A 24,202-nucleotide genomic window follows, 5' to 3' on the forward strand; every position below is an offset into this window, starting at 1 on the left:
GCCATAGCGGAGAAGTAAAACAAGGACATCTTACAACCTTCACTACTCAGAAATGAAATTAGCTGGAAATACTGTCTTGATCACCGGGGGAGGCTCCGGGATTGGCCTTGCCATTGCCGAACGCTTTCTGAACGCCGGCAGCACCGTGATCATCTGCGGCCGCCGCGCCGATAAGCTCAACGAAGTGAAAGCCCGATATCCCCAGATCCACACCATTGCCTGTGACGTGGCCCGGGAAGCCGACCGCATTGCCCTGCTGGAGTGGACCACCACCGAGTTTCCGGCGTTGAATGTGCTGGTGAACAATGCCGGTATTCAACGGCGGGTGAATCTGGTGGACGAGCAGGAGGAGTGGAGCCAGACGCAGCAGGAAATCGCCATTAACTTAGAAGCGCCCATCCATCTGAGCAGCCTGTTTGTGCCCCACCTGAAGCAACAGCCGCACGCCGCTATCGTGAACGTGACCTCGGGGCTGGCGTTTACGCCGGGTGTTTTCGCGCCGGTGTACTGCGCCACCAAAGCGGCCCTGCATTCTTTCACCATGTCCCTGCGTTATCTGCTTTCCAAAACGAGCGTGGAAGTGGTGGAGATTGTGCCACCCGCCGTGAACACCGATCTGGGCGGAACCGGATTGCATAACTTCGGCGCTCCTTTAGATGAGTTCGCTGACTCCGTGATGCAACGCATTGACAACGGTGAACTGGAAGTGGGATTCGGGACCTCAGAGGTGAGAAGGAAAGCCTCCCGCGAAGAGAACGATGCCCTCTTCCTGGAGATGAATTCCCGCTGGGCGTAAGGTGTGTTTTGGACCTGTTTTCCTGAAATCGGGCCTAAAATACCTTTTTGCATACGTGCTTGTATTATTCCTTGGATGGGTCCGGGCGGTGGAAGATTTGAGGTAAGTAACTGGCTTTTAAGGTTTAATTTCTGTAACTTCAAAGCAGGCGAAGCCTTGTTTCTCTCTTCTGTTCTTTCTGACGGAAGGGTGTTCTCCTGTAAGTGCTTTCCCTTTCTATTGTTCACTCCTTAAATTTTCCGGAAAGATGAGATGGGTATATAGTGTGAAACATAAAACAAGAGCCGCGTTGCTGTTGGCGGCGGTAATGCTGCTGGTACTGGCCAAGAACACCCTGGATAGCAACACGGTGACCAAACTGGGTACTTCCTTCACCAGCGTGTACGAAGACCGGCTGCTGGTGGAAAGTTACATTTATCAGCTGTCGGGGCACTTGTACCAGAAGAAAATGCTGATGGACAATGCCTTCTACGCCGGCACTGACGGCCTTTTGTCAGCGAAACTAAGCAAGACCAACTCGGCTATCAGCACCCTCCTGACAGACTATGCCAAAACCGAGTTGACCGCAGACGAGGCCCGGTACCTGCGGGCCTTCCAACAGAACCACCTGGCGCTCCAAACTTTGGAGAACCAGTATCTGCGGCATTTAACCGGAAGCCGGGAGATGGTGGGAGAGAAGCAGCAGATGGACGCCCAGTTTCAGGAAGCCACCGGGTATTTAAACCAGCTCTCCCACATCCAGGTGGCCGAGGGCAAGCGGCTGAACGATTCATCCAAGCAGATGATGGCCGGGTCTGCCCTGCTCACGCAGGTAGAGTTGGTTTTGATCGTCGTGATTGGGGTTATGATTCAGATGCTGGTGTTCGCCTCCAAATCGAAGTTCTCTAAGTTTCCTCAGAACCCTATGTTGAACTGAGAAAGCAAACTTGTTGCCTTTGTTCCGTTTAAGGGGCAGGATCTCGCCTCAAATTTCACCTTAAAAACCAAAAACGGCTATGAAACACTCGATCTATATTTTGGCCATCGCTTCTTTGTGCTGCGGAATGGGATGTTCCAAAAGCAAAGACGAAACCGCTGCGGGCACTACTGCCGGGCAGAACACCACTTTGCCGGGAACTACCTCCGCTAGCAGCCCGGCGCCAGCAGTTACCACTCAGCCCGCTACCACCACTACCACCCCGGCTGTGACGGCCGGCTTAAATCCGGCTCACGGGCAACCCGGCCATCGGTGCGATATTCAGGTGGGCGCGCCTTTGAACTCCCCTCCGGGGGTAACCGCCAATTCCGGCGCAGCGTCTACTCCTGCGGCAAGGCCTGCGGGCTTACCTCCGGCTCCGGTGTTGCCGGTTGGTCCGCCGGTGGTTACTGCCCAGGGCATGAACCCGCCCCACGGGCAGCCCGGGCATGACTGCAGCATTGCGGTGGGAGCTCCGTTAAAGAAATAGCAGTAAAAAAGCGCAGCCATCCACTGCGCTTTTTTACTGCTATTTCTGGGCTGTTTTTCTTAAAACGGCCTTAAAACGGAGGGCCGGAACTTGGTTTGACGTTCTCGTTTCAGGTAAACATTCTCCGGAATCCTGTTAGGCTTTTTGTCCATCAGGGGTTCACAATAGAAGATTACTTCCTCTTATTCTTGCCGGCCTTCCGCACCTCCTAAGACAGGCAATTACTTCTTAGGCCAGGAATCGGTCCGGAAGCTGGAAGCGGGCAGGCCGTTCTTGCCGAAGAGATTGGGAACTGCGGTGTTGTTCCAGCCAAACCGAACGGCCACCGGCTTCTTCACTTCTTTGGCACTCACCACAATGGTTTTGCCGTCTATCCGGGCTTGGGCGGGCACGAACTTCTGGTCTTCGCCGGCGATCTCGAAATGGGTGAGTTCTTTGCCTTTGGCCACCAGGCCTTGATCCGCGTGATCAAAGGACAGCCTGATTTTGTCTTTTTCCACTCTCATCTCGCGGTACAAAGGGCCGGAGAAAGGCACGTCTTTTTGGCCGTAGGTTTTGTTCAGCGCCCAAGCCGCCAGGCGCTTGCCCACGTCCAGTTTGTTTCTGGGGTGGATGTCGTCTACGTTGCCCACGTCGCTGATCACGGCCATGCCGGTGTTGGGTACGCGCAGGGTTTTCAGCTGGGCCTCGGCTAAACGCGGCCACTCTTCGGCCCCGCCGTACTTGTAGGGCGCAATCTGGACGTAGTAGAAGGGAAACTCGTTCTGCCAGGCGGTGCGCCAATCCTGGATGAGGGTAGGCAGCAGTTGGGCGTACACCTCCGGGGCATCTACGTTGGATTCGCCCTGGTACCACAGGGCACCCGCCAGCCGGAAAGGGATCAGCGGCGCGATCATGGCGTTGTAAGCCTTGGCCGACTGTACCGGACCATACTCCACTTCTTTGCGTTTTGCAGCCGATTCTGCCAAAACCGGGTTAGAAGCCAGGGCGGGCGCACTGAACCAGATCTCAATGGGCGTGCCGCCCCAGCTGCTGTTGATCAGCCCCACGGGAACTTTCAGGTTCTGGTGAAGCTCCCGCCCGAAGAAGTAGCCCACGGAGCTGAAATGTTTCATGGTCTCGGGCGTGCAGACTACCCACTGGCCCTGGACATCCAGTTGCGGGGCATCGGCGGTGCGCTTCAACACCTGGAAAAACCGGATGGACGGGTAGTTGGCTTCTTTGACGTGCTGCTCGGCGTTGTCTATGCCCGCGTTGGCGTTCCAGTCCATGTTGGATTGGCCCGAGCACAGCCACACTTCGCCCAGCAACACGTCTTCCAGCACAATTGTATTATAACCTTTCACCGTCACCGTCTGCGGAACGCTGGTCCCGGAGGTCTGTAGCTTCACCGACCATTGCGCCAGGTTGTTGACTTTGGTTTTTACGGGTTGGTTGTTCCAGCTTCCGGTCACGGTGACTTCCTCGCCGGTGTTGCCCCAGCCCCAGATGGTAACCTCGGCATTGCGCTGCAGCACCATGTGATTCCCGAGAATGGCCGGCAGCGAGACGGCTCCCGCCGAGGAGGTTGCCCCGGTCAGCAGCAGGAGTAGTAAAAGTTTTCCGAATGATTTTAGATGCATGTTCTCTGAACTAAAGCGTGAAGGATGGAATCAGAAGCTTGTACGGTTTTCTTAGCTTCCATTGAAACGCGTTTAGGGCCTGATTTCCAGAAAACAGGCCCTAAACGAAAGATAGCTATTATTCTGACAGCACTAACAGCACCACGTCATGGGCCGGTACGGTGGTCTCGAAGGCTTTCTTGGTGGTGCCTTGGCTTTTCTTCGCCCAGACGTTCCGGATTTTGTAGGTGGTTTTGCCGCCGTCCAGTTGCCTTTTGGCTACCTCATCGTTGATCACGTTCTTTTTCCAGTCGAAGTCTACTTTCTGCGGATTCTTGGCGCGGTTCAGGAACGCCACGGCCCACTTGCCGCCATCCAGCGGTTTCACCCAGGTCTCCAGGCTGTCTTTCACGGTATGCCGCAGGCCCTGCACGCCCAGTTTGTCCTGGTTGATGGCCAGCACTTCTTTATCGGTGAGGATGGCTACGGTCTCCTTGCTCATCTTACGCAGGTCATTCCCGGCAATCAAAGGCGCGGCAATCATGCTCCACATGGTGAAGTGGGCGCGGTCTTCGTTCACCGCCATGCCGTTGCCTACTTCCAGCATGTCGGGGTCGTTCCAGTGGCCGGGGCCGGCGTACTGGCGCAGGCCGTCCTGCTTGTCCAGAATCTGCATCACCCCGAAGGATTTCCAGGTGCCGTGGTCTTCCACGCAGTCAAAGCAGTTGTAGATGTCGCCGGTGGTGCGCCAGAGGTGGCCTACGGTTGGTCCCCATTCCCAGGGCTTGTCATTGCCCCACTCGCAGATGCTGAGCACCATGGGTCTTCCGGCTTTCCGCAAGGCGGCGGTGATGGTTTTGTAGGCGCCTTCGGCTTTCAGGCCCTCGGTGTTGCACCAGTCGTATTTCAGGTAATCGATACCCCATTTAGCGTACATCTGGGCATCCTGGAACTCGTAGCCACGGCTACCGGGGCGGCCGCCGCAGGTCTGGGAACCGGCATCGGAGTAAATGCCCAGCTTCAGGCCTTTGGAATGCACGTAATCGGCTAGCGCTTTCATGCCCGAGGGAAAACGTTTGGGATCGGCGTGGATGAAGCCCAGGCTGTCGCGGTCGCCGTGCCAGCAATCGTCAATGTTGATGTACTCGTAGCCGGCGGCCTTCATGCCCGAGCTGACCATGGCATCGGCAGTTTCCCGGATCAGCTTCTCGTCTACGTTGCAGGCGAATTTGTTCCAGCTGTTCCAGCCCATGGGCGGCGTCATGGCCAGGCCTTCATACTTCTTGTAGTTCTGCGCATAGTTGTTTCCCTGGCTGAACGCCGTTACGGAAAGCGCGAGGGCCGCGAAGGAGAGCAGTAGTTTTTTCATGAGGTTCTGTGGAGATAGGTTAGGGGTAGCGTGTTTGGAGGTAAGGTTCTGTTTTGGTTTCGTGCGTTCAAGGGGTGTTTTAGCGAAATCAGGCTTGAAACGACCGCTGGTGAATAGACAAGCTGTCGGGTTTTATTTCTGCACCACTACTTTCAGGGAGATTTGTTCGGTTCCTTTCTGGATGGAAAGCACATACATGCCGGCCGGAAGCTGCTGCACCGGAATCTGGACCTGATTGATCCCACTTCGCAGCTGTTGGGCTACTTCCAGTACCTTGGCGCCGGTGGCGGAAAACAGCGTAAATCTAGCCGACAAGGGTGAGGTGCTCGTGGTTCTAATGGTGAAGAATTCCTCTGAAACCGGATTGGGATACACCATGAGTGGGCCGAGTTCCTTTTCCAGCGCGCTGCCGGTCACGGCGCCGGAGGTGCGCCAGTTGGGCAATTCATCCAGGGTAATCACATCCGGGTCGTTGAAGACGGCGTGGAGGAGCGAGGTAGGCTGTTTTCTGGTGTAGTCAGCGCCGGGCCACACGGCAAACCAGGACCACCACGTCCCGAAGGTCCGGATATACTCTGAGTTGGGGAGGTTGCCGGTCTCGGAGAGCGTGACCAGTTTCTTGCCTTTGAACAGCGCCTGTAGCTCGGTCCACTGACCACTCAGGTTAGAAGCCACGGCGGTGTTTTCGTAGATGTCAATGCCCACTACGTCCACGAACGCGTCGCCGGGGTACCACTCCGGTTTGCCTCGTTCGGCGGTGTACACCCAGATGAGGTGGTGCAGGTTGTGGTGGTTCGTCAACCGATCATACATCACTTGCCACAGTTCTTTAAACGCCGGAGCTCCCTGCGCCCCCCACCAGAACCAGCCGCCGGCCGCTTCGTGCAAAGGCCGCCATAGCACGGGAATGTCCTGCGCCTGGAATTTCTTCAGTTCCACGGCAATGGCATCAATGTCGCGGAGCAGGAGTTGGTAGTTGGCGCTGTTTTTATCGGCTAGCGCGGCGGCAAAGTTGAAGGTGGTGGCCCGCGTGTAGAAACCGCTCCACCAGAGTTTGTCCGGGTTTTGGTTGATCAGATCGGTGGGAGCGTTCCAGTGCCACATCAGGCTGACAATGCCGCGGCCCTGGTCTTTTTTAGCCCATTGGATGGCTTTCTCGGAGAAACCCGCGGGGTTGGCTCCGTACTGAATGCGCGAAGGGGAGTACTCAATGAGGTCAAAGGAACCAATGGCTGGGTCTTTGCCCGTATGCGTGCGAACGTAGCTAATTTCTTGGAAATCATTGGTTTCCTGCTGGGCCGCCAGCACCTTGGTGCCGTAGATATCCACCAGATACGAAAACAGATTTTTGGTGGAAGCCGTCGCGTTGGCGTCCACTAAGGTCTTGGGCGGTTTGGCCGGTAACGGAATGGTGGCTGGAGACAGGTTAATATAGTCAATGAGGTAATAGCCCCAGCCGCCGCCCAAGGTGATGGACGTATTCCCCGCCGGAAGCAGGAACTTGCCGCCTTGCGCTGTGCCGTACCCTGTGATGGCAGGTAACATTCCCTCAGATCGGCTCCCGTTCACGTCCAGCACGTAGCCCTTCTCGCCGGAAGGCGTGGCGTAGCGGATGGTCAGGTCATAAATGCCCGCCGTGGGGATGTTCACCGTGAACCGCACGTTTTTGGCGAAGGAGTTGTCAAACCCCTGCACGTACCCGCCACCTGAAAAACCCGCCAAAGCGGTGCCTACCGTCACTCCGGTGCGGGTGGCATTTTCGGCCTCCAGCTTGATGTCAGCGGCTTGGGTGCCGGAGAACGATGCCAGAAAAAACATCAGCCCCAGCCAGGCAACGCAGGCCTGCCCAGAAAATGTAGAACGCAACGGTAGACGTGATTTCATTTCAAGGAGGTTGGGGTGGTGGTGAATAGGTAAATGCTTTTCCAGTTCAGATCTAATGCGCCAGCTGGAGGTGCCCGCCTGTTTTAAGGCTGATTTTCAGAAACAAGGCTTAAAACAGGCGGGCACCTTTTGGCAGGTAGGCTCTAAGAAGGCGTGAGTGCTTTCCTGCATCTATGGATGATCTCCAGGCAGGCACGGGCGTTGTGGTACGGGCATTTCCAGAAACCCACCTTGTCTTCCTTGCGCATGAGCGTGTAGTCATCGTGTACGCCCCAGTGCCACTCGCCGCGCTCCAGGTCTAGGAGGTGGGTCTGGGCGAACTTCCAGGAGTTAAGGGACCGGTGCAGGAACTCTTCCGAGCCCGTCAGCTGGTAGGCGTTGAAGAACCCCACCATCGCCTCGGCGCTCACCCACCACTCGCGGTGTTTGTCACAGTGGTTCCCGTCCAGGTTGAGCTCGTGGTAGAGGCTGCCGTCTGGGAGCAGGGCCTCGGCCGTGGCGTGGGCCATGGTGAGCGCCACTTCCTTCACTTGTGCGAGCAGGGCCTCGTCACCCAGTACCTCGGCGGCTTCCTGCAAGAGCCAGGAGGCTTCGATGTCGTGCCCGTAGGACACCAGGTTGGCGGTGGAGGTCCAGTCCCGGGTGAAGAACAGGTGCAGGTGGCCGGTGGAAAGGTCGATGATCCTGGCGAGAAACACCTCGATCAACCCTCGGAGCTGCCTCTCCAGCCCAGGGTCCGGCCAGATGCGGTACAGGTTGGCGTAGGCCTCCAGAATATGCAGGTGCGTATTCATGGTCTTGGGGTCGTTGCGGTCTTTCTCGCTCAGGCGCAGGTCCTCCAGCAATTCCCCTTCCCGGCTGAAAGCCTCCAGGTAGCCGCCCTGCTCCGGATCGAAGCTGTATTGCTCTATCCAGCGGAAAAGCGCCTGACTTATTTCCAGGGCCTGCGGGTGCTGGGTGGCCCGGTAGTACTCGCTCATGCCGTAGATAGTGAACGCCAGCGCGTAGATCTGCTTGCGGGTGTTCAGCGGCTGGCCCTGGGCGTCCACCATCCAGTAGATACCGCCGTGCACGGTATCCAGGAAGGAGGTGGTCAGGTAGTCAAAGGCGCGGGTGGCGATCTCCAGGTGCGTTTTATGCCCCGTTTCCCGAAAAGCCGCCGAAAACGTCCACAGGATGCGGGCGTTCAGGATGCCGCCCTTCGGCGCCTCGGGATTCACGTTGCCGACATTGTCCATCTGCCCCACGAAGCCGCCGTGCCGGTGGTCCAGGGTGTGCTCCGCCCAGAATCCCAGGATTCTCTCCAGTTCGGCGGCCATCTCCTGTTTATAGGCGGAGAGCTGCGACGCAGAAGACGTTTTGGAAACCGGAACCATCAATTCGCGCCGTTGAACTCAGGGGCCATCACGTGCTTCTTCGCGTGGATGTAGGCCTGGTTTCGGTCTACCAATTGGTTGATCTGCTCCACCGAGGCAGCGGAGCGGAAACCGTCGGCCGGGGTGTTGAGCACGTAGTCCAGCAGTTGGTCTACGGTGGAGGTGGCCACGTGCATTCTGGTGTCCGAGGAGGCGTAGTAGATGAACACGGTGCCGTCCTCGTTCAGGATCCAGCCGTTGGCGAAGGTCACGTTGGACACGTCGCCCACCCGTTCCTCCCCCTCCGGGGCGATGAAGTGCCCGCCCGGTTTCGCGATGACTTTAGACGGGTCCTGAAGATCGGTCAGGAATAGATAAAGCACGTACCGCAGGCCCGCCGCCGTGTTGCGGACGCCGTGCGCCAGGTGCAGCCAGCCTTTCCCGGTTTTGAGCGGAGCCGGGCCCTGGCCGTTCTTCACCTCGTACACGGTGTGGTAGGTTTTCGGGTCCACGATGAACTCCTCGTCCACCACGGCGTTCTCCATGGAGTCGGTGAGGCCCCAGCCGATGCCGCCGCGGCTGCCCGCCTCAATGAAGCTGTCCTGCGGACGGGTGTAGAGCGCGTATTTGCCGTTGATGAACTCGGGGTGCAAGACCACGTTGCGCTGCTGCGCCGAGGTGGATTTCAGGTCGGGCAGGCGTTCCCAGGAAATCAGGTCGCGGGTACGCGCGATGCCGCACTGCGCCACCGCCGAGGACTCGTCGCCGGGCTGGGCCTCCGGGTCTTTGCGCTCGGTGCAGAACAGGCCGTAGATCCAGCCGTCCTCGTGCCGGACCACGCGCATGTCGTACACGTTCACGTCCGGGTCCTGGGTCTCGGGCATGGTGATGGGCTTCTCCCAGAACTGGAAGTTGTCGATGCCGTTGGGGCTCTCGGCCACTGCGAAGAACGATTTCCGGTCGTTGCCCTCCACCCGCACCACCAGCAGGTACTTGCCGTTCAGCTTGATGGCCCCGGCGTTGAAGGCCGCGTTCACGCCGATGCGCTCCATGAAGTAGGGGTTGGTCTCGGGGTTGAGGTCATAGCGCCAGGTGATGGGCGCGTGCTGATTGGTGAGCACCGGGAATTTATATCGGTCATAAATGCCGTTGCCAAGCGGCTGCTTTTCGTTTTTTCTGGTGATCAGGGCCGCGTGGAACTGCTCTACGGCCTGCTGTCTTTTTTGGAAGGAGTTTTCCATGTGATTTTGGGAAAAGATGAAGAAAACGGCCTGCTAACGCCGTCTATAACTTATGAAACAGAAACTAATTTACGCTTGAGGGTGGAGGCCACGGTGCTGCCGTCCTCGGGCAGCCGGTCCCACCAGGTTTTCTTCAGAATAAGGGTGCACACGAGCACGAGGCCGAAGGCCACCGCCAGTTCGGTGTACATGGTCAGGATGAGGTAGATGGGGAGCAGCGTCAGGCTCATCTGCCACACCACGCCAATGACCACGTTGAACATGTCCAGTTTGAAGTTCTTGTTCTCCGTGAAGGAAGGGTCTTGGGCTTTCACCTGCTCAGCCACGGGTTTCCAGAAGCCCCACGGCCGCACGTTCCTGTAGAAGGCTTTCAGGGTCTCGGGGTCCGTGGGCGGGGCCATGTACGTCCCGATGATACTGCCGGCCAGCGAAATGAGTAGAAGCCACGGGAAGTAGTAGAGGTCCAGGCCCTCGGTGAAGTACGGGAACACGAGCGCGGCCACAATGCCCACCAGCATGCCCCAGAAGAACCCGTTGCCGTTGAAGCGCCACCAGTACCACTTCAGCACGTTCGCCGAGATGTAGCCGCCGTACAGGCCGGCCACAATCCACTGCAGAAGGCTATTCACATCTTTCGCGAAGAAGCCCAGGGCCATGCTCACCAGCACCACCACGATGCCGGTGGCGTAGTTCATGCGGTTCACCGTGGTGTTCGTGGCCTTCGGGTTCACGTATCTCAGGTACACGTCGTTCACCAGGTAGGCCTGCGCCGCGTTCAGCGTTCCCGCAAACGTCCCGATGAAGGCGGCCAGCAGCCCGGCCAGAATCAGACCCATGACGCCCGTGGGCGCGAACCGCTGGATGGCAGCCGGTAGGATCCGCTCAAAGTCAATCCCGCTCGCGGACTCTAGGTTCAGCTGGTCGTAGTTGAGGATGGCTAGCACCGTGAAGCCCATGATCATGAGGTAGCGCGTGGGGATGAGCACCACTGACACGAAGGCGCTCATCTTGGCGGCATCCTGCGGCGAGCGGGCCGAGAGGATCTTCTGCATGTCATAGCTGGGCGTGGGCCCGGCCAAACTGGCCAGAATCCCCTTGAAGAGCATCAGGGAGAAGAAGGTCCCGAAGAGCGAGTACCCGTCTGACTGGATCTTGGCGTTCACGTCATCAATGATGCCGGTCCAGTCCATGTTGAGCGTGGCCCCGAAGAAAGGCGTCTTCCATTCCGCCGGCACGTTGAGCGGGGTGGTGTCCAGGTTGTTCATGGCCATGATGGCCACCACCACCGAGGCCGCCGTCATGATGGCGTACTGCAGCACATCGGCCCACACGATGCTGGCCATGCCGCCCAGGATGGAGTAGAACACCGCGAAGAAGGTGAAGAGCATGCCGTAAAAGTGGGGCACGAACTCCGGCGAAACGGTGAACGGCACGTACGGCTGCACCACGGCCCACGGCACGAAGATCTCCACGAACTTGCCCAGCCCGATGAACCCGTACGCCAGAAAGCCCAGGCAGCTCAAAAGGGCGAACGCCACCACAATGGCGTGTGACTTGTTGGAGTCCCGGCCCCGGCCGAAGCGGGTGAGCATCCACTCCGCGCCGGTGGTCACGTTGGAGCGGCGGAGCCAGGCGGCCAGGAACATCATCAGGAAGATCTGGTTGAAGGACGGCCACAGCCAGGGGATCCAGATGCTCTTGAGCCCGTAGACGAAGCCCAGCATCACCATCCACATGGTGCCGGAGATGTCGAACATGCCCGAGGCGTTGGAAAGGCCCAGCGCGTACCAGGGCAGGGTGTTGCCGCCCAGCATGTACGCCTCCTTGTTGGCCTTGGCCCGGTTCTGCAAGACAAGCCCGATGGCCGCTACCGACACGAGGTAGAGGAAAATAATGCCGATGTCCAGTGCGCTTAGTTTCATGGAAGTGCCGTAATGGTTTTGTTTGGGTTGGTGGGTAAGGGGCGGTGGTAAAGCGTATAGGTGTTTTGGGTGAGCTACTTTTTTGCTCCCAACTTGTCCTGGGGAACCGGGGCGTACAGACGTTCCCGGGCTACTTTGTCCAGGAAGAATACGTTGGGGTTTTGGTAAAACACCTTAAAATCGTCGGCGCTTTTCTGCCCCGGGTAGGGGGCGTAAAAGTGGTCAGGGCGGGCGTTGCGCCACACCATCACGTAAGACAACCCTGCGTTTTGGACAATGGGCGCCAGGATGCTGGTCCACCAGTTGGCGATGGGCAAGGTTTCCAGGCCGGTTTCGCTCAGGGTCCAGACCTTGTTTTTCTCCTGGCCAATCTGGCGCAGGGTCTCCACCATCTGGCGGGTTTCTTTGAGGAAGTTCTGGTTGGCCTGGGCTAATTGCGCCGGATCAGCGGGTGGACGGTGGTAGATGTCAAAGCCGACAATGTCCACGTAGTCATCGCCGGGATAACGTTCCAGGTAATCTTCGCGGGAGGTGAACCGGTCAGTGGAGTAGGCGAAGAGCAGGTTGTTGGCTTTTTTCTTGCGCAGGTAATCCACGGTGAAGCGCCACATCTGCTTGTATTCCTCGGGAGAACAGTGATTGCGGCCCCACCAGAACCAGCTGCCGGTGTGCTCATGAAACGGCCGGAACACCACAGGGATCAGCTCGCCGTTGGGGCCTTTCAGGCTTTTCATGAAACTGGCTAACCCGTCTAGCCAGGACGTATAGCGTTTCAGGGCTTTTTTGTCTTTGAACAGGTGCTGGATGGTGGAATCGGCGGCGTCCCAGCTGGTTTTTGACGGATCTACCGGGTTGTTCAGGTGCCAGCTAAAGGTGTTCAATCCGCCCTTGGCGTACAACTGCTGCGCATATTCCCGCATTTTCTGGAAAGGGACGCTGTCCAGGTTCATGGGCTTACCTAGCTCCAGATGGCCAAGTTCCCAGCCCACCACCGCCGGGTATTCCCCTACTACCTCTTTCACATCAGAGCGGCCGGGTTCATACTTCCAGCCTACGCCATACGCCAGCGCGTCCTGGTGCCCGAACATAATGCCCTTTTGGGAGAGCCGCTTCAGGTTGGCATACAGGTTCCGGGTTTCGGCCGTCGCTTTCCGGGTAATGGGAAGCATCTGTGCCCAAGCGGAGAGATGGGTGAGCGCCAGAAACAGGAAAGCCAGTAGAAATCTATGCATGGGTTCTGTTTTAAAAAAATGCCGGAAAGGTATTCGCCGCAAGCTGGGTAACAGGAGCAACGCCTCGGCGCGCTGTTTCTGCGTGGCTCCTGGTCTGCTCTGGTGGACTCACTAAAAAGCCAAGTTGGTGTGCTTTGCTTTCGTTGTTTCTCCACGTCTTGAACAGATCATCAGGCTACTCTACAAAACTAGGTAGTTTTCCTGCAGGCTTGTAGTACTATTTTATCGTTTTCTTGAAGAAATAGAAAGTTCTTTAGGGCAGAAGGAAGCGCAGGCGGTTTGTTTAGCCTGTGGTATAGTTTTTTAACCAGTGACCGAGAAATTAGGTAATCTTGGGTTTTGGAGCTGTTTTTGCAAAAGAAGGATTAAATAAAAGCGTTTAGCTGGGAAGAAGAGCCTCTGATTCTATCCCTGCCCGCCAGAAAGAGGAAGAGTGGGAGGTAAAAGGAGCGTTTTGAGCTTTCAGGACACGAGGGTGCACCAATTAACGGCGGAAAACTGGTATTTTTTTAACCAGATCGTAAAAAGTAAATCCAGATTCTGTAACTTCACAGAGTAAATCAGATGTTATGAGTGCTATCTACCGTGAGATTACCCCGTTAACCCAGAACGATTGCTTTACCCTTTTCTCCCGGGTGAAAGAGGAATTTAACTTTCCGCTCCACTACCACGAAGACTTCGAGCTGAACTTCATTTACAACGCGGCCGGTGCCAAGCGGGTGGTAGGCGACCACGTAGAGATTATTGACGATCTGGAGTTGGTGTTGGTGGGCAGCAATCTGCCGCACGGCTGGTTTACGCACCAGTGCAAGAGCAAAGACATTGTGGAGATCACCATCCAGTTCCACAAAGATCTGCTGGACGAGAAGTTTCTGCGCCGCAACCAGCTGAGCTTTATCAGGGCTTTGTTGGAGCGGGCCAGCAAAGGCATCTCGTTTTCCCGCGAGATCAAGGAGGCGTTCCGGCCGCGGCTGGAGCAACTGACCCAGAAAGGCGGTTTTGACTCGGTGCTGGAGCTGATTTCCATTCTGCACGATTTGTCGGTGTCGCGCAACATGCGCACGCTCTCCAACAGCACCTTCACCTCAGACCAGTTCAACTACTACAGCCGCCGCATTGAGAAAGCCTTTGAGTACATGCAGACGTACTATGACAAAGACGTTTCTCTCGCCGATGTCGCCAAAGTGGTGAACATGCCCGAGGTCTCTTTCAGCCGATTTATCAAAAAACGCACGGGAAAAACCTTCATCGAGAGCCTGAACGAAATCCGGTTGGGGCACGCCTCCCGCATGCTCATTGACACCACCGAGACCATCTCAGAGGTGTCGTTCAAGTGCGGCTTCAACAATCTGTCGTACTTCAACCGCATTTTCCGGCGCAAGAACGGGTGCACGCCCAAGGAATTCCGGCAGAACTACTCCGGCTCGCGGGTGTTCATCTAAGCGGAAGGTTGCCCCGGGCTAGTTCGTTTTAGGGCCGATTTCCAGAAAATGGCCCTAAAACATCGCTTGTAGGAAAAAATATTGGACAGAGAGAAGCCCGGCGGGGCAGGATTCGTTCTCAGGAACCATCCTGCCCCGCCGGGCTTCTCTTCTGCTCTCCGTTTCGGGCCTGTTTTCAGAAAACAGGCCCGAAACGGAAATGAAACCGACTTGTGCGACTTACTGCAGCGTGGCTACCGTTTTCAGGTCGCCTACCATCAGGTCGAAGGCGCCGGGCTCGGTCACCCATTTGCCGGCCTCGTTCACAAACGCCAGGTCTTTGGCCGAGAGGGTAAAGCTCACTTCCTTCTCCTCGCCGGGTTGCAGCGTCACTTTGGAGAAAGCGCGCAGGCGTTTGGCGCTCGGCGTGATGCTAGCGTACTGGTCATGGCTGTAGAGTTCCACGGTTTTTTTGCCCGCCCGGCGGCCCGTGTTTTTCACTTTCACGGTCACCTTCAGGTTGTCATTGTTCCCGAACGTGGTTTTGTCTACGCGCAGGTCCGAGAAGGCGAAGCTGGAGTAGCTCAGCCCGTGCCCGAACGGCCACTGCGGATTGAACCCGCGGTTACCGGCGGCGTTGGGGATGTCTTCCCGGATGATCTCGGTGCCTTTGTGGTCATAGGTGAGCACGTCGCCGGAGAAGCGCGGATAAGTGAACGGCAGCACGCCGTCTGGGTTGTAGTCGCCAAACAGCACATCGGCAATGGCCGCTGCCCCAAACGTAGCCGGACGGTACGCCATCACGATGGCATCGGCCAGCGGCTCTATTGCGGATAACACGCGCGGTCTGCCTTCCAGCAGCACGATGATCACGGGTTTGCCGGTGGCTTTGGCGGCGCGTACCAGCGCCAGTTGGTTTTCCTCCAGGTCCAGGTCGTCAATAACGCCGGGGCTCTCGGCGTAGGCTTTCTCACCCAGGCACAGCACAATGGCCTGGGCCTGCGCGGCGTCTTTCCTCAGCTGGGCCACGTTGTAGTTGGCGGCGGCGTTGAAATCTGCCACGGATCGGGAAATCACGCGGTCTTTGCCGATCTCGGCCATTAGTCCCTGCACCACCGTTTTGGCCTTGGCCGGATACTGCGACTCATCGGTTCCCTGCCAGATGTAGGACCAGCTGCCGTGCAGGGCCGCCAGGGTGTTGGCGGTTGGCCCGGCCACCAGGATTTTCGCTGTTTTCTGGAGCGGCAGCACCTGGTTGTTGTTTTTGAGCAGCGTGATGCTTTCCAGCGCCGACTGCAGCGATACCTGGTCGAACTCAGCTTTGTGGATGGTGTTTTTCAGGGCGGCTTTCGGGCGGACCTGCTCAAACAAGCCCAGTTTTTTCTTGAGGGCCAGAATGCGGCGCACCGAGGTGTTGATGCGCTCCTCTGAGATGGTTCCTTCCTTCACCAAGGCTACCAAATGGTCATAGAACGATAAATCAGTGGGCACCATGCTCATGTCCAGGCCGGCTTCTACGGCCATGCGCACGGCTTCTTTGGGCGTGGCGGCTACTTTGTGGCGGGTGTGCAGCCTGATCACGTCTTCCCAGTCAGAGACGGCCACGCCTTCAAAGCCCAGCTCGTTCCGCAGGATCTCGGTCAGGTAGTACTTGCTGCCGTGCACGGGCACGCCGTTGATCTCGCCGGAGTTGATCATGACGGTGGAGGCGCCAGCTTCCACGGCCGCTTTGAACGGCGGCATGAAAATCTCGCGCAGCATCTGCTCCGGAATGTAGGACGGCGTGCGGTCTTTGCCGGTAGACGGGTAGGAGTAGCCTAAAAAGTGCTTCATGCAGGAAGCCACCGAGAAATCCTGTCCCTTGCCGTTCTGCTCGTAGCCTCTGATGGCGGCGCTTCCCATGGTTTTCACCACAAACACGTCTTCGCCGAAGGTTTCCTCAAAGCGGGGCCAAAGCGGCTGACGGCCCACATCCAACACCGGGTCAAAGTTCCACGGAATACCGGCGGCTCTGGTTTCCAGGGCGGTGATCTGGGCCAGGCGGTTCACCAGCTCGGGGTTGCGGGTGGCGGCCATGCCTATGTTGTGCGGGTACAGGGTAGTGCCAGCCAGATAATTGTTCCCGTGGATGGCGTCAATGCCGTAGATCACCGGAATCTTCAGGCGGGTCCGGTCGGTCACGTCATGGATGGCGTTCAGGACGGTGTGCCACTCGTCAATGGTGTACGCCCGGCCTTTCACGTTCAGGATGGAGCCCACGTGGTGGCTCACCAGCACCTGGCGCAGCTTGGCGGTGTCTACGGTGGCCGCTTCGCTGTCTTTCAGGATGAGGTCAATGGTGAGCTGCGTCATCTGGCCTACTTTCTCCTCCACGGTCATTTTGGAAAGCAGGTCTTCCAGTTGCTGGTCGCGGGCCTGGTTAGCCGGGGCCGTACTGGTGGCGGCAGCCATGGAAACTTCTGGTTTGGCAGACTGGCTTGTCTGGGTAGAGCTGCAAGCCTGCAGCCCCAGAACCAGCGCCATCGCCATCGGGGCGAAGTATTTCATTGTATTCGGTTGGTTTTTGAGGTTGGGTTGAATTCCTGCTACGGAGAGCCCAAAACAGGAGGGATACAAGTATAAAGCATCTTTCTGAGGAGACCTGCGGCAACCCATCGTTCTTAACAAATGGACCACTAAAAGGAAACATTTGATACTTTGGAGGTGCTGCCAAAGCCGCTGCCTTTGAGAATGCCGCCGCCGGTTGTTCTTTCAGTTGATTGCCATTCTCGTTCTTGCCGGAGTAAGCTGACTGTTTTTGTTGCCAAAGTGTTAACTTTAGGGAGTTGGAATTTGAAAATGGGTAACTGCTGTTTTAAGGCAGGTTTTCGAAAAGCGGCTCCAAAACAGCGGCGTTGGCGGAGGTGCCTGTGAGAGGCGGCGGGGGAGAAGAAGGGATGAAATGTTACCTCCTGTACTCGCGTTCCCGTCGGCCTTGGAGAAGTGCGTTTCAGGCCTCTTTTCAGAAAGCAGGCTTAAAGCGGAAAGTGCTTCCCCGGGTTTCTTAAAAGAACGGATAATAAAGAAGGAATAACGCAGGATTCGGGAGCAAACCCGTCACTTCTGGTGTTCAGAGTAAAATTTCACCACACGTCATGCATGGGAATTCATAGATGGGTAGTAGTTGCGCTGATTTTCCTGGGTTCGGTGGCTCGGGTGCAGGCGCAGTCACCGGAGCAAATCAGGTTTTCGCTCATTGACATCAACCACGGGTTGTCCAGCAACCAGGTGAAATGTTTCCTGAAAGATAGCCGCGGCTACTTATGGGTAGGCACCATTTCCGGCGGCCTCAACCGCTACGACGGCTACAAGCTCAAGGTCTACAAGTACGTGTCCAATGACACCACTTCGCTCCTCAGCAACGACGTCACCAAGTTGCTGGAAGGCCCTGACGGCAGAATCTGGGTGCAGACGCTGCAGGGAAACTGTGTCTTTGATCCCGTGACGGAGCAGTTCTTCCGGAACCAACAGGCGCTTCTGCAGCAATATAAACTGCCGGCCAACAGCGTGGTGGAAGACATCCTGAAAGACAGAGCCGGCAATTTCTGGTTTGTGGTGGCCGGTCAGGGGCTGGTCAAATACAACCCGCGCACCCGCAGTTCCCTTCACCTCCGGCACGCGTTCTCCACCAAGAGCAGCCTCAGCACCAATACCATCTCGGCCATCGGGCAGACCACCCACGGCGATATCTGGCTGGTGCACCAGAACGGGATTCTGGAGAAGCTGGACGCCAGGACTCTGAAAATTACCGAGCGCAACGACGATATCTACCGGAAGTACAGCCAGGAAACCCAGCAATACGCCCTCACCATTGACTCTCATGATGACGCGTGGCTGTACGTGCGCGAAAAGGAAAGCGGCGTCTATCATTACTCCAGTGCCCTGAAAACGCTGGAGCATTTCCATAAGGGCTCGGCCCGTGTGTCCTTGAACAATAACCTGGTGCGGGGCATCATAGAGGCCGAGCCGGGGGAAATCTGGATTGGGACGGACCACGGCGGCATTAATGTGCTGGATAAGAAAACGTTCACGGTCAGGTACATCCGCCACAACAAAGAAGAGGCGCAGAGCTTGGTGCACAATAGCATCAATGCCCTGTACAAAGACAACGAGGGCATCATCTGGATTGGGACGTTCAAGAAAGGCATCAATTACTACCATCCCAACCTCATCCGGTTTCCGCAGGTTCGGCACCAGGCGGCGGTGCCCGGCAGTCTGCCCTATGATGATGTGAACGCCTTCGCCGAAGACGAGAAGGGTAACCTCTGGATCGGGACCAACGGCGCCGGGCTGCTGTACCTGAACCGGGCCACCGGCGTGTACACCCGCTTTACCCACAACCCCGCTGATGTCGGTAGCCTCTCCAATGATGTGATTGTGAGCTTGCTTTTGGACCGGAATAAGAACCTGTGGGTGGGCACCTACCTGGGCGGCCTTTCCCGTTTTGACGGCCAAAAATTCATCCATTACAAAAACGAGCCGGGCAACCCCAACAGTTTGTCTGACAACAGCATCTGGGAGTTGTTTGAAGACTCCAAAGGCAATATCTGGATAGGGACGCTGCGGGGCGGCCTGGAACTGTTTGACCCCCAGCAGAACAGATTTGTGCATTCCAGTGTGGGAACCGGGAAGTTCCCCATCCACTGCAATTATATCTCCTCCATTGCCGAGGACCAGCAGGGTAACCTGTGGGTAGGCGGCGGGTACGGGCTGGATGTGTTCCACAAGGAAACCGGCAAGGGGGCTTTTTTCCTGCACGATCCCAAAAATCCGAAAAGCCTTGTCAGCAACATCATCACCTCCATTCACCGCGACCGCCGCAACCAACTCTGGATTGGCACCACCGAAGGGCTGGACCTGTACAATGAACGGGACAATTCCTTTACCCATTTCACCACCAAAGACGGACTGCCCAACAACACCGTCACCACCATTCTGGAAGACAAAGACGGACATCTGTGGGTGAGTACCCACAACGGCGTGTCCAACGTGATGGTGCAGAAAAAAGGCACGGGCTACCAGTATGAATTCCGGAACTATGATGAACTGGACGGGCTGCAGGGCAAAGCCTTCAATGAAAACGCCGCCCTCAGAACGCGTAAAGGAGAGCTGATCTTTGGCGGGTCCAACGGGTTCAACCTCTTCAATCCGGGCAGTATCCAGAAAAACAAGGTGGCGCCCCAAGTTGTGTTCACTGATTTTCAGCTGTTCAACAAGAGCCTGGAAGCCAACCAACCAGTCAACGGGCGGGTTATTCTAACCAAATCGATCACCCACACCCCGCAAATTACCCTGGAGCATGATGAGAACGTGTTTTCCATTGAGTTTGCCGCCCTCAACTTCATTCACTCAGAGAAGAACCGCTACCGGTACCGCTTAGAGGGCTTTGACAAGGAATGGCATACCGTGGGCAACAATGACCGCAAAGTCACCTATACCAACCTGGACCCGGGCGTGTACCAATTCACCGTCATGGCCGCCAACAATGACGGCGCCTGGACCAAGACTCCGGCCAAGCTGCAAATCACCGTTTTAGCGCCGTTTTGGCGAACGCCCTGGGCATTCCTTTTCTATGTGCTGGTGGCGTTGGTAGGGCTGGTGGTGATCCGGCGGCTGGAGCTTCGGAAAGCGGCGACCCGGTTTGAGCGGGAGCAGGAAAAGCGCGAGGCCCGTCAGTTGCATGAGCTGGACATCATGAAAATCAAGTTCTTCACTAACGTGAGCCACGAGTTCAGAACGCCCCTGACTTTGATTCTGGCCCCGCTGGAGAGGCTGCTGAAATCTACCGCAGATCCAGAGCTGCACCTCCAGTACCAGATGATCCACAAGAACGCCCGGCGGCTCCTGAACATGGTGAACCAGCTATTGGATTTCAAGAAGATGGATGTGGCGGATATCCGGCTTTCTTTGTCTGAAGGGAATGTGGTGGCCTTTGTGCAGGAAACCGTGCACTCCTTCAGTGACCTCTCCGATAAAAAGAGCATCTCTCTGGCGTTCCATTCCAGCGTGCCGGAGCTGTTCACTTCCTTTGACAAAGACAAACTGGAGAAGATTCTGTTCAACCTGCTTTCCAACGCCTTCAAGTTCACGCCGGAGCACGGCCGCATTCTGGTGGAACTGGACTGCCACCAGAATGACTCTTCCTCGGCGGGAATCAAGATTCTGGAGATCAAAGTGAAGGATACCGGTATCGGCATTGCGAAGGAAAACCAGAAAAAGATCTTTGAACGCTTCTTCCGGGACACCGTGCCCAACCACCTCATGAACCAGGGCAGTGGCATTGGGTTGGCCTTGGCGCAGGAGTTCGTGCACCTGCACGGCGGAGTCATTACCGTGGACAGTGCGCCTAGCCAGGGAAGTTGCTTTACGGTGACCCTGCCAGTGAAAGAAGTTGTCATGGAGAATGCTGCGGAAGTAGGGGCAGAAAAGCCCGGGCAGGAGGAGGCACCGGAAACCACGCCGGCCAAGCGGGCTGCGGTGGTTTCGGCAGACGGCAAGCCGGTGGTGTTGGTGGCTGAAGACAACGAGGATTTCAGGTTCTACCTTAAAGACAGCCTGAAAGAGCATTTTACCGTGCTGGAAGCCAAAGACGGCAAAGAAGGCTGGCAGAAAGCCCTGTTCCATCTCCCCGATCTGATTGTAAGCGACCTGATGATGCCGGAGCTGGACGGGATGGAATTCTGCCAGAAGATCAAAGCCGATCCCAGAACATCGCAGATCCCGTTTGTGCTGCTCACCGCCCACGCCTCAGACGAGAAAAAACTGAAAGGGCTGGACGTAGGAGCCAACGATTACCTGACCAAACCCTTCAACTTTGACATGTTGCTGTCCAGAATCAGAAACCTGATTTCTCAGCGGGAACTGTTGCAGAAGGTTTTCGAGAAGAAGATAAGCGTGCAGGCCAGCCCGCAGGAGATTGTGTCACTGGACGATAAATTCATCCGGAAAGCCATGCAGTATGTAGAAGACAACCTGAGCAACCCAGACCTGTCCGTGGAGGAGATGAGCCGGGAGCTGGGCGTGAGCCGCGTGCACCTGTATAAAAAGATGATGGCCATTGCCGGGCAGTCGCCGGTAGAGTTCATCCGGAAGATACGCTTGCAGCATGCGGCCCAGTTTCTGGAAAAGAGCCAGTTAACGGTGGCCGAGGTGGCTTACAAAGTAGGGTTTAACAACCGGAAGTACTTCACCAAATACTTCAAGGAAGAATACAACATCCTGCCCTCGCAGTACGCAAAACACAAAGAAGCCGAGAAAAGAGAAGTAGAGTAGAAAACTAGGCTGAAAACAGCCGGCGGTGAGGTTTTTCAGAACTAAAGTAACGGGAAAGAAAGGCGCGGGTACGCTGGGTTAACATCAAAGACGGACATTTGAAACATTTGGTATCCCTGGGTGCCGCCCGCGTTCCCTACCTTCGTTCACCAGAACTTCCTAAACAGAGCTGCCAGCTCAGTTATGGAACTGGTGGAAAAAGCGAGTCGTCCAAAGGTGCCGTTTATCGGGCCTGTAAATCTTCATACCCCATGCATACGTTCTACAAAGCACTCAGCGGAGCTCTGCTCTGCCTTTCCTTTTCCTGCACCCAGGCGCAGCCGTCAGGCCAAGCTTCCAAGGCCTCGTCTGGCGCTGAGCGCATCCGCCTGAATCAGGTGGGTTTTTACCCAAATGCCGCCAAAGTAGCCGTAGTGGTGGGAGAGGGGAACGCCACCAAATTCTTCCTGAAAACCGCCGATGGCGCAAAAACCCTCTACACGGGACAACTGACAGACGCCAAGCTCACCGAACTCTCCAAAAAGCCCACCCGAGTAGCAGACTTCAGCGGCTTTAGCGCCAGCGGGAGCTATGTGCTGGAAGTGCCGGGAGTGGGCCAGTCGTACCCGTTTGAGATAAAGCCCCAGGTGCACCAGGATGTGGCGGCCGCGGCTATCAAAGGATTTTACTTTCAGCGGACGGCCATTGAGCTGCCCCAGAAGTATGCCGGAAAATGGCACCGGCCGGCCGGTCACCCAGACACCAACGTGCTGGTCCATCCTTCCGCCGCCTCGGCGCAGCGCCCGGTGGGTACGATGATTTCGGCCCCGCGCGGTTGGTACGATGCCGGAGACTATAACAAGTACATCGTGAACAGCGGCATCACCATGGGAACGCTGCTGTCGGCGTACGAAGAATTTCCGCAGTTCTACCAGAACCAGAAACTGAACATCCCTGAGAGCGACAACCAAGTGCCGGATCTCCTGGACGAGTCTCTGTGGAACCTGCGGTGGATGCTGACCATGCAGGACCCTTCTGACGGCGGCGTGTACCACAAGCTGACCAACCCGGTTTTTGACGGGATGATCATGCCCGATAAAGCAACCACCCCGCGGTACGTGGTGCAGAAAGGAACCGGTGCCGCGTTGAACTTCGCGGCGGTGATGGCGCAGGCCAGCCGGGTGTACAAGAACTTCTCCAAAGATTTCCCGGGTTTGTCAGACTCCTGCCTCTCCGCTGCCACCAGGGCCTGGGAGTGGGCGCAGAAAAACCCCAACGTGGCCTATGACCAGGACGCCATCAACAAAAGTTTTGACCCCGATGTGACCACCGGTGCCTACGGCGATAAGGACTTCAGCGACGAGTTCCTGTGGGCCGCCGCCGAGCTGTACACCACTACTCAGCAGGATAGCTATTACAAAGCCGTGAACATGCTGCCCGATGCGAAGATGCCGCTGCCCAGCTGGGCGCAGGTGCGTCTGTTAGGCTACTATACCTTGCTCCGGCACAGAGACCAGAAGGGAGCCGCCCAGAAAGATCTGCCGGAGATCCGGAAACGATTGCTTCAGTTCACCGATGCCATGGTGGCCGGGGCAACGGCGGGCGCTTACCGCACCGTGATGGGCCGGGTGAAAGAAGACTACGTCTGGGGAAGCTCCTCGGTAGCCGCAAACCAGGGCGTGGCGCTGGTGCAGGCCTATCACCTCACCGGAAACAAAAAGTACCTGCAGGCTGCCCTTTCCAACCTGGACTATCTGCTGGGCCGCAACGCCGTGGGCTACTCTTTTGTGACGGGTTTCGGGGAGAAGTCCACTATGCGCCCGCACCACCGTCCCTCCATTGCCGATGACGTGGCGGAACCGATTCCGGGTCTGTTATCCGGCGGTACCAACGGCAACGCCGACAAGCAGGACAAATGCGAAGGCTACACCGCCACCTCGCCTGACGAGATGTACCTGGATGCCGACTGCTCTTACGCCTCCAACGAGATCGCCATCAACTGGAATGCCCCGCTTGTGTACCTGGCCGGAGCCTTGGAAGCCTTGCAGCAACAGGCAGGCTTCGCGGCCAAAAACACGAAATAGCCTGGAAATTGTTTTACGCGTGAATTGATAAGGGCCACAGAAAGTGCTACCCGCGTCAGTTTACGCGTAAATTCTGCTAAATTGTTTTATTAGGCTGGAAATAGACATTTCTGCTGATAATTATTTGTAATTTCTGCCGATAAAACAGTATACTTGATGATTCTATTGACAGAAAGCCGCCACCAGGGCAAGGGTGTGGTTCTGAGGGTAGGAGAGAACACTGGTGTTGTGCGGTTTATGGCCTGTTTCGGGAAAACACCCCTAAAACAGGTTGCCTCCAGAAAAAGCATTTCTGAAACAATACGGCAGTCTCTTCCTTGATCACCTTCTGAAACATCCTGGTTCTTGGCCGCCTGCCTCTGCTGATCAGAACCGAATACGTTAATCCCTCACCAAACAAACCAAACACTATGGCAGGAATATCCAGCAGCGCGGCCTCGGCCCCGGCGGCTACCCAGACAGATGCCGCCCCGTGCAAGAGTTACACGGGCGCTTTGATGGTGGTGACGATGCTCTTCTTCATGTGGGGCTTCATCACGTGCATGAACGACATCCTCATCCC

General features: G+C 56.6%; 14 protein-coding genes. 6 read left to right on the forward strand and 8 right to left on the reverse strand.

Annotated features, from left to right (window positions below; all coding sequences use genetic code 11):
* Positions 1-52 precede the first annotated feature (52 nt).
* From H7U12_RS05235 to H7U12_RS05245, 3 genes are all read left to right on the forward strand, one after another.
* Positions 53-796, forward strand: coding sequence for an SDR family oxidoreductase (locus tag H7U12_RS05235; protein ID WP_186634018.1), 744 nt, complete (start codon positions 53-55; stop codon positions 794-796).
* A 265-nt stretch (positions 797-1,061) separates the two neighbouring features.
* Positions 1,062-1,712, forward strand: coding sequence for an MCP four helix bundle domain-containing protein (locus tag H7U12_RS05240; protein WP_186634021.1), 651 nt, complete (start codon positions 1,062-1,064; stop codon positions 1,710-1,712).
* A 79-nt stretch (positions 1,713-1,791) separates the two neighbouring features.
* Complete coding sequence (locus H7U12_RS05245; protein ID WP_186634024.1) at positions 1,792-2,241, forward strand: hypothetical protein; 450 nt, start codon at positions 1,792-1,794, stop codon at positions 2,239-2,241.
* A gap of 221 nt (positions 2,242-2,462) precedes the next feature.
* On the opposite strand, the gene H7U12_RS05250 is transcribed toward H7U12_RS05245, so the two are convergent.
* From H7U12_RS05250 to H7U12_RS05280, 7 genes are all read right to left on the reverse strand, one after another.
* Entirely contained in the window at positions 2,463-3,863 is a 1,401-nt protein-coding gene (locus H7U12_RS05250; protein WP_186634027.1) for a sialate O-acetylesterase, read from the reverse strand.
* A gap of 118 nt (positions 3,864-3,981) precedes the next feature.
* Complete coding sequence (locus H7U12_RS05255; protein WP_186634030.1) at positions 3,982-5,211, reverse strand: glycoside hydrolase family 27 protein; 1,230 nt, start codon at positions 5,209-5,211, stop codon at positions 3,982-3,984.
* A gap of 132 nt (positions 5,212-5,343) precedes the next feature.
* Positions 5,344-7,095 (reverse strand): glycosyl hydrolase, encoded by a 1,752-nt coding sequence (locus tag H7U12_RS05260; RefSeq protein WP_186634033.1) that lies wholly within the window; start codon positions 7,093-7,095, stop codon positions 5,344-5,346.
* A 143-nt stretch (positions 7,096-7,238) separates the two neighbouring features.
* Positions 7,239-8,471, reverse strand: coding sequence for an AGE family epimerase/isomerase (locus H7U12_RS05265; protein WP_186634063.1), 1,233 nt, complete (start codon positions 8,469-8,471; stop codon positions 7,239-7,241).
* Positions 8,471-9,691 (reverse strand): glycoside hydrolase family 130 protein, encoded by a 1,221-nt coding sequence (locus H7U12_RS05270; protein ID WP_186634036.1) that lies wholly within the window; start codon positions 9,689-9,691, stop codon positions 8,471-8,473. Before H7U12_RS05270 ends, H7U12_RS05265 begins: the two co-directional genes overlap by 1 nt.
* Positions 9,692-9,741: 50 nt before the next feature.
* On the reverse strand, positions 9,742-11,613 hold the full coding sequence (locus tag H7U12_RS05275; RefSeq protein ID WP_186634039.1) for a sodium:solute symporter family protein: 1,872 nt from the start codon (positions 11,611-11,613) through the stop codon (positions 9,742-9,744).
* Between the two features lie 74 nt (positions 11,614-11,687).
* The gene (locus H7U12_RS05280) at positions 11,688-12,845 is read right to left on the reverse strand and encodes a glycoside hydrolase family 26 protein (RefSeq protein ID WP_241749148.1); all 1,158 of its coding nucleotides are present in this window, start codon (positions 12,843-12,845) and stop codon (positions 11,688-11,690) included.
* 569 nt (positions 12,846-13,414) lie between these two features.
* Here H7U12_RS05280 and H7U12_RS05285 point away from each other — a divergent pair.
* On the forward strand, positions 13,415-14,287 hold the full coding sequence (locus H7U12_RS05285; RefSeq protein WP_186634043.1) for an AraC family transcriptional regulator: 873 nt from the start codon (positions 13,415-13,417) through the stop codon (positions 14,285-14,287).
* Positions 14,288-14,506: 219 nt separating this feature from the next.
* Here H7U12_RS05285 and H7U12_RS05290 read toward each other — a convergent pair whose 3' ends face one another.
* Positions 14,507-16,813, reverse strand: a complete 2,307-nt coding sequence (locus H7U12_RS05290) for a glycoside hydrolase family 3 N-terminal domain-containing protein (protein WP_241749150.1) — start codon at positions 16,811-16,813, stop codon at positions 14,507-14,509.
* A gap of 591 nt (positions 16,814-17,404) precedes the next feature.
* Here H7U12_RS05290 and H7U12_RS05295 point away from each other — a divergent pair.
* Together H7U12_RS05295 and H7U12_RS05300 are read left to right on the forward strand one after the other, a co-directional pair.
* Entirely contained in the window at positions 17,405-21,577 is a 4,173-nt protein-coding gene (locus H7U12_RS05295) for a hybrid sensor histidine kinase/response regulator transcription factor (RefSeq protein WP_186634046.1), read from the forward strand.
* A 251-nt stretch (positions 21,578-21,828) separates the two neighbouring features.
* Positions 21,829-23,640 carry a glycoside hydrolase family 9 protein gene (locus H7U12_RS05300; RefSeq protein WP_186634049.1) on the forward strand — a complete coding sequence of 604 codons (1,812 nt, stop codon included), beginning with the start codon at positions 21,829-21,831 and terminating at the stop codon, positions 23,638-23,640.
* Positions 23,641-24,202 lie beyond the last annotated feature (562 nt).

The sequence above is a fragment of the Rufibacter sediminis genome (assembly GCF_014269285.1).
GTDB classification, from domain to species: domain Bacteria; phylum Bacteroidota; class Bacteroidia; order Cytophagales; family Hymenobacteraceae; genus Nibribacter; species Nibribacter sediminis.